Annotated in this window: 9 protein-coding genes; 5 read left to right on the plus strand and 4 right to left on the minus strand. The window is 44.0% G+C overall.

The window, feature by feature from the left end; translation table 11 throughout:
- Positions 1-168: 168 nt before the first annotated feature.
- Positions 169-1,770: an ATP-binding protein gene (locus ACQKMP_RS18970; RefSeq protein WP_076285217.1), complete on the plus strand. Its 1,602-nt coding sequence runs from the start codon at positions 169-171 to the stop codon at positions 1,768-1,770.
- A gap of 100 nt (positions 1,771-1,870) precedes the next feature.
- On the opposite strand, the gene ACQKMP_RS18975 is transcribed toward ACQKMP_RS18970, so the two are convergent.
- Positions 1,871-4,198 (minus strand): septation ring formation regulator EzrA, encoded by a 2,328-nt coding sequence (locus tag ACQKMP_RS18975; RefSeq protein WP_427470437.1) that lies wholly within the window; start codon positions 4,196-4,198, stop codon positions 1,871-1,873.
- 171 nt (positions 4,199-4,369) lie between these two features.
- Positions 4,370-4,513, minus strand: coding sequence for a hypothetical protein (locus ACQKMP_RS18980; RefSeq protein WP_167348483.1), 144 nt, complete (start codon positions 4,511-4,513; stop codon positions 4,370-4,372).
- Between the two features lie 291 nt (positions 4,514-4,804).
- Between ACQKMP_RS18980 and ACQKMP_RS18985 the strand changes: the two genes are divergently transcribed.
- Complete coding sequence (locus tag ACQKMP_RS18985) at positions 4,805-7,927, plus strand: EAL domain-containing protein (protein ID WP_427470440.1); 3,123 nt, start codon at positions 4,805-4,807, stop codon at positions 7,925-7,927.
- A 171-nt stretch (positions 7,928-8,098) separates the two neighbouring features.
- Here ACQKMP_RS18985 and ACQKMP_RS18990 read toward each other — a convergent pair whose 3' ends face one another.
- Positions 8,099-9,193, minus strand: a complete 1,095-nt coding sequence (locus ACQKMP_RS18990) for a GGDEF domain-containing protein (protein WP_076299893.1) — start codon at positions 9,191-9,193, stop codon at positions 8,099-8,101.
- A 244-nt stretch (positions 9,194-9,437) separates the two neighbouring features.
- Here ACQKMP_RS18990 and ACQKMP_RS18995 point away from each other — a divergent pair, with 244 nt between their 5' ends.
- A complete protein-coding gene (locus ACQKMP_RS18995) occupies positions 9,438-10,955 on the plus strand; it encodes a methyl-accepting chemotaxis protein (RefSeq protein WP_427470443.1) in 1,518 nt (505 codons plus the stop codon).
- A 51-nt stretch (positions 10,956-11,006) separates the two neighbouring features.
- On the opposite strand, the gene ACQKMP_RS19000 is transcribed toward ACQKMP_RS18995, so the two are convergent.
- Entirely contained in the window at positions 11,007-11,522 is a 516-nt protein-coding gene (locus ACQKMP_RS19000) for a nucleotidyltransferase family protein (protein ID WP_042193171.1), read from the minus strand.
- Between the two features lie 262 nt (positions 11,523-11,784).
- Here ACQKMP_RS19000 and ACQKMP_RS19005 point away from each other — a divergent pair, with 262 nt between their 5' ends.
- Both ACQKMP_RS19005 and ACQKMP_RS19010 read left to right on the plus strand, forming a co-directional pair.
- Entirely contained in the window at positions 11,785-13,389 is a 1,605-nt protein-coding gene (locus ACQKMP_RS19005) for a LytS/YhcK type 5TM receptor domain-containing protein (protein ID WP_427470674.1), read from the plus strand.
- Positions 13,386-14,114, plus strand: coding sequence for a LytR/AlgR family response regulator transcription factor (locus tag ACQKMP_RS19010; RefSeq protein ID WP_042184277.1), 729 nt, complete (start codon positions 13,386-13,388; stop codon positions 14,112-14,114). Before ACQKMP_RS19005 ends, ACQKMP_RS19010 begins: the two co-directional genes overlap by 4 nt.
- The last annotated feature ends 138 nt before the right edge of the window (positions 14,115-14,252 follow it).

Genomic DNA, 14,252 nt, shown 5'->3' on the forward strand with positions numbered 1-14,252 from the left:
TGCATCCGCAACTTCGCTCTTTAAAAGAGCGGAGTTTTTTTGTGCTGCAAGAAATTTATTCGCATTGGGATATTTTGATTTTTTAGGGTTCAAAAGGATTAGGGGGAAAGAAGTAGAATACATATTAGTATTACAAAATTGAAGATTCATACAGAATGGGGTAAGGCTTTGGAAAAGACAACAGGGGTACTGACGGATGAGACTATCATTAAGGCTTCCAATCAGCATTGCATGGATCAAGGAATAGACCCTGAGCAGCCTCCTATTTTTCCAAAATGTTATGCTGCAGATGAACTGGGGTCACAACTCCGTGTATATAGTGAAGTGATTGAGGTTATTGATTTTTTTGTGACTAAGTTTCTTTCTTCAGTAAAAGGTAATCCGATCCTTGTTACGATATCGGATGATGCAGGTTATCTATTGGCGTTCAAAGGGGATCCGACAATTATTGATCTCGTTGGGCAGGTTGGCATCAAAGAAGGTGTGCAACTAAATAAAGAAGTGGGTACAAATTCAATTGCGTTGTGTCTCGAACACCAGCGGCCTTTTCAGTTGAAGGGACAAGACCATTATCATCAAATTCTTCATCGTTTAGTATGCTGTACGGCTCCTTTTTATAAAGAGGATGGACGAGAAATATTGGGGACGATATCATTTATGGCGGATATAGATGTGGCGCATCCCCACTTATTGCCTTTACTCTGTACCATGGCTGACTCCATCGAACGCGAGATTTTGCTGCGTAGAGGGAATGCTGAGCTTCAGCTTTTAAATCGAATCCTATTGGATACCAATTATTTGGGTGTTATTATAACGGATGAACTCGGAACGATCGTCAATATAAATGAGAACTGCTTAAACATGCTTCATTTGGATGGTGAACATCAAGAATCTGTTATCGGTGCCAGTGTCTTCGAAATTCGAAATGTGGGCTCTTATTTTCAGCATGTCATTCTTCAGCAAGAGGCATGTGCTGGGCTGGAAGTGATTCAAGAGAGCAACGGTTTGTTTGAACATTATATGCTGGATGTGCTTCCGGTTTATGATTCGAATGCATGTTTAGCTCGTGTGATTGGGAGTCTTCGTAATATCACAGAGATGAAAAAAACGGAAGAAGTGCTGCGCAATACAGAGAAGCTAGTGGTTGCTGGACAACTAGCCATGAGTATCGCACATGAGATTCGCAATCCGCTAACTACAGTCAAAGGAATGCTTCAACTGGCCAATAAAGATTCGCAACTGCTACATTATGATCTTATTATGTCAGAAGTAGAAAGAATGAACCTCATTGTGAGTGAGTTCCTCATACTAGGTAAACCGCAGGCCGCGCATTATAGGGTAGAACAATGTAGCACGATTCTGCAGGAAGTGCTCAGCATCTTTGCGATTCAAGTGGAGATGAATAATATATCATTGAACACGCAATTCCATTTTGATGCGAATATCTTGTGTGATCGCAATCATATCAAGCAGGTCTTCCTAAACATCCTAAGAAACTCAATGGAAGCCTTGCCCTTTGGCGGAAGCATTACAGTTGCCCTAGATGTGGAGAATGGATTCCAGAAGATTACCTTCACAGACAACGGAGAGGGTATGAACCGGGAAGTACTCGATAAATTAGGCCAGCCTTTTCACACGACCAGAGGTGATGGTAATGGACTGGGAATCATGATTGTTAAAAAGATAGTATCTGCACATAGAGGGCGAGTGGCCATAGCGAGTGAAGTGGGCGTAGGTACGGCCGTTACGATTTATCTGCCAATAAAATAAAGGGCTTGTCATGACTATTTCTTCGTCATGCAAGCAGTAATTCATAATAAAAGACTCTTCCGCCCAAGCAGGCTGGAAGAGTCTTTTGTTTGGAGATAGTCTACCACTTGGATCCGCCTGATGAATTTCGGCCGGACTTCCCTCCGCCGCCCCAAGAAGATCCGCCGGAGGATTTGCCACCGCTGCCGCCTCCACCCCAGGAGGAGCCACCGGAGGAGCGTCCTCCACCGAATCCACCTGATGAAGGAGGGCCAGAGGACATTCGTTTGCGAGCCTGCGCGCGACGTTGCTGTTCTCTCATCATAGCTAATTGAGCTAGTCGTTCTTCTTCTTCCTTCTGACGAACGAGTCGGTTCGCTTCATTCACAAAGGAAGTGATCTGTGAATCATAAGAACGGCCAAGGGACTCCAGTTCCTCAAGATTATAAGGCCGGGATGCCAGGCGATGATCCAGTGCACTGTATTCCGGCAGTAAGGATAGCTCGAAGTGAATTCTAGAAGATAATCCTCTGCTATGCAGCATTCGCTGGGTCGTTTCCACCCGGCTTTGCCCTTCGGAAAAGAGGCGAGTGACCTTATCCAGTCTTTCATGAAGTGCATTTAGACTTTCTGAGACACCATCGAACTGTCTTGCAGCTTCATCTAGGAGGGACAGCAACTGTTCTAGCGCATTGTGGGCCTTATCATATTCGCCGCGCTCATCACTGGTCCAATTCTCAATCTGCGCCACTTCACTAGCACCTTCCCGAAGGCGTGTGCTCCACTCTGTAAGGATGTTCTCCACAGTTGACACATGCTGTTCTTCAAAATACATACGTGCTTCGGTAATCCGGCTTTGCAGTCCGTCTCGCCGCTGTTTTAATTGGCTCCATTCGGTGCGGAATGTCTCTAAATCTCTGCGGTTGTTCTGCCGAAGGAGTGCTTGTTGTTCTGTCATAGCAACAGCCTCATCCAGGAGAAGGTCAAGAGTGGCGCCAATCTTGCGCACCTCATCCATATCTCCAACACGCAGCGGCGCTTCAAGAGTCAGCGATTCTGCGCGGGCCTGCTCCAGACGGTCAAATGGTTTTACCTTCATGTTGTGGAGTGAATTCTGCTCGATGATGTTTGTGATTTTGGTACGGGCTGCAGCTAATACCGTAGGGAACTGGTTTAGCTTATCATCGTAGAGATCGACATCCTTCAGGTCTTGTTCAATCTTTTCTTGGCGATCTTGTGCATCCTCGGTAATTTCTTGTGCGGCGATAGGGTCAAAAAGCTCCAATTGATCTGCCTTAGAGGTCTCCTCGGCAAGCTCCTTGAGCTCTTCTACAATTTCTTGAAGTGCATAGCCGGTTTCTTTAACCGCACCTTGTAGCTGCTCTTCAAGCTCTGGTGCATCCTCTTTCAGCTCTGTAATTCGCTGTTTAACATTGCGATCAGCTTCACTGATGACAGCAATGTTCTTCTCTTCCTCCTCAAGCGCTGCGCGGAAGGAGTCCTCTGTCTGCTGTAATTGTTCCACGGCTGCCTTAAGGGCAGTCAAACGATAAAAGGGTGGCTGTACACCTTGCCCATCATTTTGCAGTGAAGAGATTTCAACGAGCTTTGCAGAGAGTCGTTTTGAAATGCCTTCTACCAGTACCTCGGTTTTTCCCTGAACGATCCCTTGAAATGGCTTTAATGACTCCAATGCTCGATTCGCCCGTACTAGCAAATCGGATAACTGCTCTTGTTGTACGTTTAGCTGTTTGCGTCGACGTAGACCTGTGATCACTAAAAATAGCACAAGTAGTATTAGTACGATTCCGATTAGAATGGCGGCAATCGTAAACATGGAGCTACTGGAGCGGCTTCCTGTACTGACCGAGTTCCCTGGTTTACCGGAGGTTCCGTTCCCTAAACCGCTATTCGTACTGCCAACTGCGCTACCGCTTCCTGCACTTCCTCCAGCATTTCCGGTACTCTCCCCGATGGAATGAACCGCTTTAATTAAAGCCTTTGTCCCTCCAGCGAAGTCTCCTTCTCTGGCATAAGGGATGAAATAAGTATCAAGCAGCGCTGTAATGGCAGCACTTCCTGATTTCCCTCCCTGATTTTGGGACCAGGCATTTAACGAGGTTTGAAAGCCAGGATTGTTAAAATTAAGTTCAATGGACTGATCGCCAGCAGAGATCAGCAAGAGAATATCGCGAGTGGACAGTCCCCATGAGGCGTAAGTATCCTCGGCGTATCTATCGGCCGGAGTGCCGTTTAAGGAATCTACGGTGAGTACATGCATAGTAACGAGATCTCCAGTGGCAGCAGCAGAAATGGACGTCGCTTCTGCGGAACTAAACATTCCAGCTTTATCGGTTACTAATCCCTGTTGAGCAGGGATTTCGGCGGCGTATGCAACGGGTATCCATAACACGCTGATCAATAAGAATAAAGCTAAATACTTTTTCAAGCTGACACGCTCCAATCTGAAGGACTTTGTATTCAATATATTATGCTGATAATTATACTATATCATTAACCCTCACGTGACGCGGGGATACTCCTATTCTTACATGGCTGCCAATCATACAAGCAAAAAAAGCCGCATTCCCTAAAGGAATGCGGCGAATATTCAGAAAGATTATCTTGTCGGCAGACAAAGAATGTATTGCAATCTGGATTTAATTTCTTTTTGCCATTTTAAATCTCCAACTTTAACGGCAAGATTGAGCAGATCCAGATAATCGTCAACCTGTAGTGTTGTTCGGGTAGAGGTAACGTTCATGGGTGATCAGTCTCCTTTTAACTTAAATATAGTAAAGTGAAATCAATAACTTATTTAATAATGATAATCATTATCAACTTGTATCATTATTGCTATTATCCACATTTTCCATCTAAAAAGCAATATAAAAATGTAGCATCCGTAATTTTATATAATTTACAAAGGGAAGGGTTCATTGCTGGGATTTGCGTATATTATGTGACGAGGAAAGAAAAAGCAGGGGTATTGCCATATTTTGTCGAATAACATTTAGGATATTACTGTAAATTCAGTAAAAAGGGGGAATGAGCGATGAAGCAGTACAGACTGTTGCTTCTGATTAGCATTCTATCTATGCTCTTACCTCCTACTGCCATTCACGCCGAAAGAAAGGAGATCGAATATCAAGTAGAGCTGGAATATCCACCTTATAAATATATAAAAGATGGGTACATGACCGGTTTTGATATTGAATTGAGTAATATGATCTTTGAGAAGCAGGATTACGATGTCCACTACAGTACAGGGAAGTGGCCTGATGTATATAATCGGCTCGTTCAGGGAGATATCGAAACAGCGGGTCTAATGGCAGTAACGGAAGGCCGAAAACAAGAGTTGTTATTTTCGGAACCTGTTTTCAAAAGCTATATTTCAATCTACGCAAGGCGAGGGCTTAAGGGTGAGATCGATTTAAATAAGCTTGGAGGTTATAAGATAGGTCTAGGAAACGGGCAGTATTCTGAAACAGTACTGAACGGGAAACTGGGAATTAATGATTACGTAGAATTTGCTACGATTCCTGAAGCCTTGGAGGCTTTAGAAAAAGGGGAGATTGACCTTCTATTTGAGAATCAGGAGGTGGTCGATTATCTGCTCGTTGAACAGGGGAAGACGGACAGTATTATTAAGAAAATGATTGATCTTTATCCCAGGGATGTGGCTTTTGCAATCAATAAGTCTACACCGGAGTTAGTTTCTTATGTTAACGAGAGATTGGAGGAATTACAGCATTCGGGTGCTTTTGAAGAATTGTACCAGAACTATTTCTTCGTTCATTCTGATTATTATAAAGGCATGATCCACAAAAGATGGGTTTACGGAGTAATCCTTCTATTCTGTCTTCTTATGCTGGGCGGAGTCCTGCTTAAAATGAATATTAATCGTTTACGGCGTGCTGTTTATTCAGAGCATCAATTTTTTGAGGATGTTATAGAGCATAGTGGCATGGTAGTTTGGGCGGTGCAGGCAGATAAAAAGGTAGTGCGGTTTAACAAGTTCGCTGAGCGGATGACGGGTTTAAGCGAAAAAGAGGTGCTGGGAGTAAATATTGAGGATATCGATGGTCTAAAAGGTAGTACGGCTGCAATCCGTGATCTTTTGATGCGGGCAATACGGAATGAATATGTTAACAACGTAGAAATTAAGCTCCCAGACCAGTCATCTGAAGCGCGATATTTCTCATTCCGGACAGCCTTATTAAAAGGACTTGATAAGCAAGCAGCCGATATCTTTGTACTTGTAGGTGTGGATATCGATAATCGTAAACAAAATGAGCTGAGGCTACAGCTAAGTTATAAGGAATTGGAAGCTACATACGAAGAGCTCTCAGCGACAGAGGTCGATCTACAGGAACAATTTAATAGGCTTCAAATCAGTGAACGACGTTTCCGGCTCACCACAGAAGGTTCTGGTGCATATATGTGGGAGTTTGATTTGGAGGCGAGACGATTTCATTTATCAGACCGATGGTATGACCTCATAGGTTACACGAAGGATGAAATCAACTCGTTTGAAGAGGGAGCTTTTAGTATTGTTCATCCCGATGACCTAGCTTCAACCCGTAAGCTTAAACATGATCACCTGGAGGGTGTTACACCTATTTTCGAAACGGAGTTCCGCATGATTACCAAAGACAATCAAATCGTGTGGTTTGAAGTTAGGGGTAAGGCTACCGTTAATCCAAAGGATGAAGTTTTGTTATTCATGGGCTCCTTGATTGATATCAGCGAGCGGAAGCAAGCGGAGCTTAATTTGAGCAACAGCTACCAAGAACTTGGGGCGACCTATGAGCAGCTCACGACCACTCAACAGGAGCTTCTGGTACAATATAATATGCTTCTAGACAATCAGAAACATATGCATCGTCTGGCTTATGTGGATGCGCTTAGTAACTTACCTAACCGTTTATGTCTGCTGGAGACCATGGAGAAGTATCTAAAGCATCCGGGAGGGAAATTTGCACTACTGTTTCTAGATTCAGATAATTTCAAATACATCAACGATACCTTAGGTCATAAATCCGGGGATGTACTCATCCGGAAGGCAAGTGAGAGATTGCAGTCACTGATGCGGGAAGGAGATATGCTTTCACGGCTAGGTGGAGATGAATTTGTCATTTTTATTAAGGATACTGAGGACCGTGAGGCTGTATTGAATCTGGCAGAGCGTATAATGAGAGCGTTCAGGCAGTCCTTTTTAATAGGAGAGAGTAATCTGTACGTCTCGCTAAGCATCGGAATCTCCTTTTATCCAGAGGATGGGGAGACGGCCGAGCAAATTTTGAGTAATGCGGATGTGGCGATGTACCGTGCTAAAGAGGATGGCAAGGGAACTTATGTAGTCTATGACAAATCGATGCATACAGCGTTTAATGAACGAATGAATATAGAGAAACATTTGCGCAGTGCAATGAACAATAATGAATTTGAACTGAACTATCAGCCCCAGATGGATATCGAATCCGGATTCATCTCAGGCTTTGAAGCTTTAATTCGTTGGAACAGCCCATCGCTTGGTTCTGTATCTCCACTTTCGTTTATAAAAATTGCTGAGGATTCCAGACTGATCATCGATATTGGTGAATGGGTGCTTCGCGAATCTTGCATCTTTATGAAAGGTATTCAAGATCGTACAGGTATTCCTTATAAAATATCGGTCAATATTTCGATTATTCAGCTATTCCAGAACGATTTTATCGAGATGGTACAGGATAGTCTGGCAGTAAGTGGCCTAAATCCAAGCTGTCTTGAGCTGGAAATCACGGAGTCTATTTTTATGAAATCATTTGAGAGTATTCTGGGTAAGCTGCAGTTTCTTAAATCTAAGGGCATTAGTATCGCCTTGGATGATTTCGGAACGGGTTACTCATCACTTAGCTATTTGCAGCAATTGCCGATTTCAACGCTCAAGATGGATAAAACCTTTATTGATTCACTCTCAGAAAAAGCTAACAGCCAGTCTTTTGTGCAGTCCATTATACAGTTGGGGCATAATATGGGACTAAAAGTTGTAGCAGAGGGTGTAGAAGAGGTTATTCAAATGGATTTGCTCAAGCAATTAGGCTGCGACAAGGTTCAAGGCTACCTGATTAGCAGACCTGTGCCGAAGCAGGCAGTCGTAGAGCTTTTGGAAACACAGAGGCGCTATGGGATTTAGCAGTCAGATTCAAACAGATGAACACAAACAAGCCCGTGAAAAGATCCGTGGGCTTATTTGTTCAAATATAAGAATTTATAAGTCTCACGCTATATATTATCCTTATATTTCTCGCATAAACGCTTACCGTCCATTAGGGACGTCGAAGGCGTTTTTGCTTGTGTTCGGTCTTTAGCTGATTACGATTTTGTTCTTCCCGGTGTTCTTAGCCTCGTAAAGTGCATCGTCTGCTTTCTGAAATGTAGAGTTTTTGGAATCTGTTCCTATAAAATCGTGCATACCGATACTGACGGTTACATTTTTATCGTTCATTTCCGCAAAGGGGGTATCGGAGATGGACGTTAGAATATGCTTCATAATCTCATGAGAATGATCAAGGGTTTTAGAAGTCAGAATGACGACAAATTCTTCCCCGCCAAAGCGAGCCGCGAAATCATCAGGACCGACATGCTCGAGGAGGATCGCTGCAACCTTTTGTAATACGATATCTCCAACGGAATGCCCATAGGAATCATTTACTTTTTTGAAGTTGTCGATGTCCATAACGGCTAGCTGCATGGGAAATGGATTACTCTGCTGATGATCGATCAGCCATCCTAAGTATTCATGAAACGTCTTATGATTATAAAGGTCCGTCAGAGGATCGATCTTGGATAGCCGATCCATGATTATATTCTGAATGCGTAATTCCTGTTCTGACTTTACGGAGTTCTCCAGTGATCGCATCAAATCACGCCCACGACCGATGACTGCAAAGCCTGCTAAAGCAGTAGCGGCAAAAATAAGAACAATAATGATAGTTTGGGTGATGGGGACATATCCGTGATTAGATGCCTTGATGAATAAAATGATCGTGTACAGTAGACAAACAGCAGAAGAGGCTATCATATAGCTAGACTTCATATAGATCATGGATACAAGCAGCGGCAGCAGCATAATTAATGACATTACATACAGTTCATCATTGAGATTGATGATAATCAGAAGCGCAAATAAATGGCTCGCTACTGTAATAGCTAGCTCGGACCATAAGGGTTTCCATCTATAGATAAATTCCAGAATAATGATCAAAGTCAATATGATGGAATCAGGAATCAGCGACTGAGTAATAAACTCTCCCATGGTTAGGGTATCCGAATGTTGGCCCCATAGGCATTGAGAAACAAACATATGAATACTTAAATCCACAATCAGGATGATCCAGAATGCATTAAGCAGCACGCGATTCCAATGGGTCTGACGAGGAGTTTGAGATGTAGTATGCATAATGTGTTCCTCTTTTCCAGTGGCAATTTGCTTATATATTCGACAATAATTACGGATTCCCTCTCGACCAATTATCTCCAAATATATTCGTATATTACGGTAACGTTGGTGTAGGTCCTCCAGGGATATGGATTTGCGTGTGAAAAGACTGATCGAAAAGGAATAGTATAGAAAGTATTTCCTTTAATTAACTCTGCTGATATAATGTTAGAATACATAACATCAATCGAGTGGAGTGGGAATAATGATGCAGATTCGCCCTAGCCAGATTTTTGTAGTCGTCCTGTTGCTCCTTGTCAGTGTTTACAGTTTGTTGATAGACATGTTCTGGATTCATAAGCTGGTAATCATCCTGCTTATGGCTTCTCTAGGCTGGGTCCTGCTAAATTTGTCCCGCTACGGTTATCGTAAAGAAATGCTGCTGAAAGAAGCTAATAGTAAAGTGGAGCTGCTTGGCAATGAGATTGTAGTTACTTCGGACCGACTGCATGGTGCACTCGAAGAAATCAGTCGTCATACAGAAGAGCTGCAGCAGACAGCAGATTATTCACATGAATACGAGATGGATTTGCGGATTCGCAGTAACGAAGCTAAAGCTAATATTGAAGGTGCTTATCAGACAATGGGCGGAGTAGCATCCGTTACCGCACATATCGAAGAGTTGACGGAGAGACTGGGGTCAAATATGAAATATGCTCGTCAAGGAATGACAACTATGATTGATTCCTTGAGCATCGCAGATACTGTGATGAAGGATTTACAGATGCAGAGCGGGGACATGTTAGCTAAGTTTACTATCTTGAGTAATCATATTGCGATGGTAGAAGAGATCAATACGCTTATTAACGGAATTGTGGATGAGACCTCACTGCTAGCGCTTAATGCTTCCATAGAAGCGGCCCGGGCCGGGGAACAGGGCCGCGGATTTGCGGTGGTGGCCAGCCGGATTCGGCAGCTGGCTGATCAAAGCAAGAGCTCGGTAGACCGTTCCTCTGGCATCTTGCTCGACATTAATAACGGAGTACAGCAGGTGCTGGAATCCGTGACGAAAGAGCAAGCTTCAGTGGAACGTGGGGTGAACGAGGTCGGCACTGTGAAGCTTCGACTCGATGATATCGCGTCGAGAGTCGATGAGGTAGGCAGCGCCGTAACAGAAACCATCGATGCTGCCGCGAAGCAGGGCAAGCTGATTGTTGAAGTGACGACGGAGCTGAGTGGGGCAGTGGCTATCGTGAATGAGACGATTGCCAATGTCGATCTTACGCTGGAACAAGTGACACGGCAGCGGAGCCAGATCGGGCAGCTGAACGAAGTCAGCGCTAATCTGTTAGCGGAGTCGCAATCGTTGCAGCAATCGGTTACCAGCATAGCAGCCCGAGAAGAAATCGAGATGAGCCAATATGCTGCCCGGCTTCAAGAAATGCAGAGTCTCTTGGAGAAAATTTCAGCTAAGGAAGAACTGTACGACCCGGATACTGAAGTTCATCAAGGTGTTTTGACCTCTTACATTAAAAAAATTCCGGATGTACAAGCCATTTGGTCCAATCGGACGGATGGGACCTTTATCTATTCCGAGCCAGCGGCTGGCCTCTTGAATGCCAAGCGACGTGATTGGTGGAATGGGGCCATAAATGAAGGTCAATATGTCTCGAAGCCTTATGTATCAGCGATTACGAAGCGTTCTTGTGTTACATTATCCAGAGCGATTAAGAATCGTCAGGGAGATGTCGTTGGTGTAGTAGGTATCGATTTGGCGGTGTAAAAAAACCAGAAAAGCAAGCCCTGCTATATTGGGGGCTTGCTTTTTGTTATTTTAGGTAGTGCTGATCTGCAACTGTTTCCACGTCGCCTGCCAGTTCTTTTTAATAACGCGTTGTTCATAAATAGGGAGTAAGCTTGGGTTTTCAGTAAAATGTGGGGTAGGTCGTAATACTACATGAATAACATCGGAAATTCCGTGTGGAGCGACTAGGATGATTTTACCTGTTGGATCTAAGGAGAGTCCAAGTGCTGTGGCGGTTTCCGGAAACTTGGATATCGCATCAACAGCTGATGTATAAGGTGGAAGTTGATTGACGGTATGCATTCTTGCTTCATTTTTAACAGACCAGGGAACATTGGGGTTTAAATCTCTTAGCTTCGCCTCCCAATCCTTCTCCACTTCCTCTTGAAGATTGCTGTCGTCATAATAAATAACATCAACATCTGGCAAAGGTGTCCGTTCTTCGAAGCCATGAAGGGTGTCCCAAATTTTTGCACGCACAAAGCCAGCGCAAACCCACCAGTCAGGTAACTGCAGCGATCTAGCATTTTCTAATATATCCATCATCCAGGGATCATTTTGTACAAGCTGTATGATATCTGCCTCGTGTTCTAATTTTTGCAAACCGCCCACCTCCGTATATGTATGCTTTTATTCTGTTCATATCATACAACAAGAGTTTCAATAGAGGTATTAAAGGATAGGCTGAATAGACAGAGGCATGAACTATCTTTATAATAAGTCGACATCTAGTCCTTTGGAGGCGGAGACCGTGCAATATACGTTTACGATTTTACTGCAATTATTCGAAAGAGCTGCACTACTGCTGATGTGTCTGTTCGTGCTGACTCGTCTGCCGCGGTTTAAAGAGATTTTTCAAAAAGGAACATACGCCCCGCAGGAGCTTGCCATAGCGACGACGATCTTCAGTTTATTCGCCATCTTCGGTACCTATAGTGGCATTAATGTGGAAGGCTCGCTTGTGAATGTGCGAATTATCGCCATCGTGTCTGGTGGGATTTTGTTCGGGCCATGGGTAGGACTCATAACAGGCATCATCTCAGGGGTTCACCGTTTTTTAATTGATATCGGAGGGGTAACCTCTCTTCCTTGTCTGATTACGAGTATTACCGCAGGGATTGTGTCAGGGGTAATATACCGCCGCACTTCTGGTGAACGTCGCTGGATGGCCGGTATTTTGGCCGGGATGGCCTGTGAAGCCCTGACGATGCTGCTTATTCTAGTGATGGCCGAACCGTCGTCACTGGGTGTGGATATCGTGTCCAAAATTGCTTTTCCGATGATTATGAGCCAGATTAGTGTCGGTCTGATTGTCATGCTAGTGCAGAGTGTGGAAGGTGAAAAGGAACGGATTGCGGCGAAGCAGTCCAAGCTGGCGCTGGATATTGCCAATAAGACCTTGCCTTATTTTCGCAATATTAATCCCGAGTCGCTTCGTACCATCTGCCAAATTATCAAAGAAGATATCGGTGCAGACGCTGTAGCTATTTCGGATACAAGACTCATTCTCGCTTACGTTGGTGTGGGAGAAGAGGATTATACTACGACCAATGAAATTATAAGTGAAGAAACTAAGGTGACGTTGTCCAGTGGTGAAATTACGATCCGTAACGACGATAGCGATTATGTGAATCCGGAGATTAAATCGCTGATTATTATTCCATTGAAGGAAAAAGGCGAAGTGACGGGAGCGCTCAAAATCTATTACACCAGAGCCCACAAGATCACTTATTCTCTACAAGCTATGGCTGTAGGTTTGTCGCAAATGATCTCTACGCTAATGGAAGTATCGCGGGTTGAGGGCATTAAAGAAATGGCGAACAAAGCGGAGCTAAAGGCGCTGCAGACAAGCATTAACCCACACTTTCTGTTCAATGCGCTGAACGCGATTGCGTCCTCGATTCGGATTAACCCGGATAAGGCGCGCGAGCTGATCGTGAATCTGTCCGGTTATATGAGATACAATCTGGAGCTAACGGATGAATTCATTGATATTAAGCGCGAGCTGCAACAGGTTCAACAATACGTAGAGATTGAAAAAGCGCGCTTCGGAAGCCGGCTTAATGTCCTCTATGATATTGATGAGGTTCAGGTTCGGATTCCGAGTCTAATCATTCAGCCGCTTGTAGAGAATGCGATCATACATGGCATACTGAAGGTACGAGGGACGGGAACCGTAACGATTTCAGTAAAAGATCAAGGCGATAATGTACGAGTTGGCATTCGGGATACCGGAACTGGCATCAGCGAAGAAACCATAGAGAAGGTCTATGCTGGTGATATGCCGGAGAATAAGATCGGACTGTTTAATGTACATCAACGGGTCAAGCTCATCTATGGAACTGGTCTTACGATTCAGAGGCTCGATAAAGGGACGAACATTTATTTTGATGTCAAAAAGGAGGGCCTATGAGAGCAATTATCGTGGAGGATGAAGAGCTAGCGAGACAGGAACTGGCTTATTTAATAGAGACTCACAGTGGAATCGACATTGCTGCACAATTTGAAGATGGGCTGGATGCACTAAAATTTTTACAGGTTGAGACGGTAGATGTGATTTTCCTGGACATTAACATTCCCTCGATTGACGGAGTCCTGCTGGCTCAGAATATTAGCAGATTCTCGGTAAAACCTTATATAGTGTTTATTACTGCGTATAAGGAGCATGCCGCTGAGGCGTTTGAGATTGAAGCGTTTGACTATATTCTTAAACCTTACAGCGAGGTTCGCATTAAGGCTATGCTGCACAAGCTAGAGGGGGCGTTCGCTGCTCGCGGAAGACAGGGGGAAGAGGAACGTAATCCAGTAAGTGATAAGGTGAATCTGTGGAAAAATGAGAAGATTATCGTAGTGAATGCTGATGATATTTATTACGCCTCCGCACAAGAGAAAAGTACGAGCGTAATAACTAAAGGTGAGGAATATAGTATGGCGCTCAGCATCAGCGATTTTTATAATCGACTGCCGGAGGATCGTTTTTTCCGCTGCCATCGTTCCTATATCGTTAACCTGTCCAAAATCAAGGAAATCATCCCTTGGTTCAACAATACATACTTGCTGCGCCTGCATGATTTGGAGTTTGAGGTGCCGGTAAGTCGAAGCAAGGTAAAGGAATTCAGGCAGATCATGCGCCTATAAATGCAGTTCATTCTTCATTTTCGTCATCTCATGCCAGATTTCTCTCAACATCCGCTGGTTTAGCTACAATAAAGAGGCAATAGAAGCTCTTGTAGCAGATCACGAGAGGGAAAGAAGGAATAGACCATGACTTCGACG

It is taken from the genome of Paenibacillus sp. NPDC101420 (genome assembly GCF_050277435.1).
Lineage (GTDB): Bacteria > Bacillota > Bacilli > Paenibacillales > Paenibacillaceae > Paenibacillus_AQ.

Bases quoted from the DNA above. Each gene is read 5' to 3' on its own strand.
- ACQKMP_RS19010 (WP_042184277.1), top strand. From the start codon at position 13,386: ATGAGAGCAATTATCGTGGAGGATGAAGAGCTAGCGAGACAGGAACTG.
- ACQKMP_RS18990 (WP_076299893.1), bottom strand. From the start codon at position 9,193: ATGCATACTACATCTCAAACTCCTCGTCAGACCCATTGGAATCGCGTG.
- ACQKMP_RS18985 (WP_427470440.1), top strand. From the start codon at position 4,805: ATGAAGCAGTACAGACTGTTGCTTCTGATTAGCATTCTATCTATGCTC.
- ACQKMP_RS19005 (WP_427470674.1), top strand. From the start codon at position 11,785: ATGTGTCTGTTCGTGCTGACTCGTCTGCCGCGGTTTAAAGAGATTTTT.
- ACQKMP_RS19000 (WP_042193171.1), bottom strand. From the start codon at position 11,522: ATGATGGATATATTAGAAAATGCTAGATCGCTGCAGTTACCTGACTGG.
- ACQKMP_RS18995 (WP_427470443.1), top strand. From the start codon at position 9,438: ATGATGCAGATTCGCCCTAGCCAGATTTTTGTAGTCGTCCTGTTGCTC.
- ACQKMP_RS18980 (WP_167348483.1), bottom strand. From the start codon at position 4,513: ATGAACGTTACCTCTACCCGAACAACACTACAGGTTGACGATTATCTG.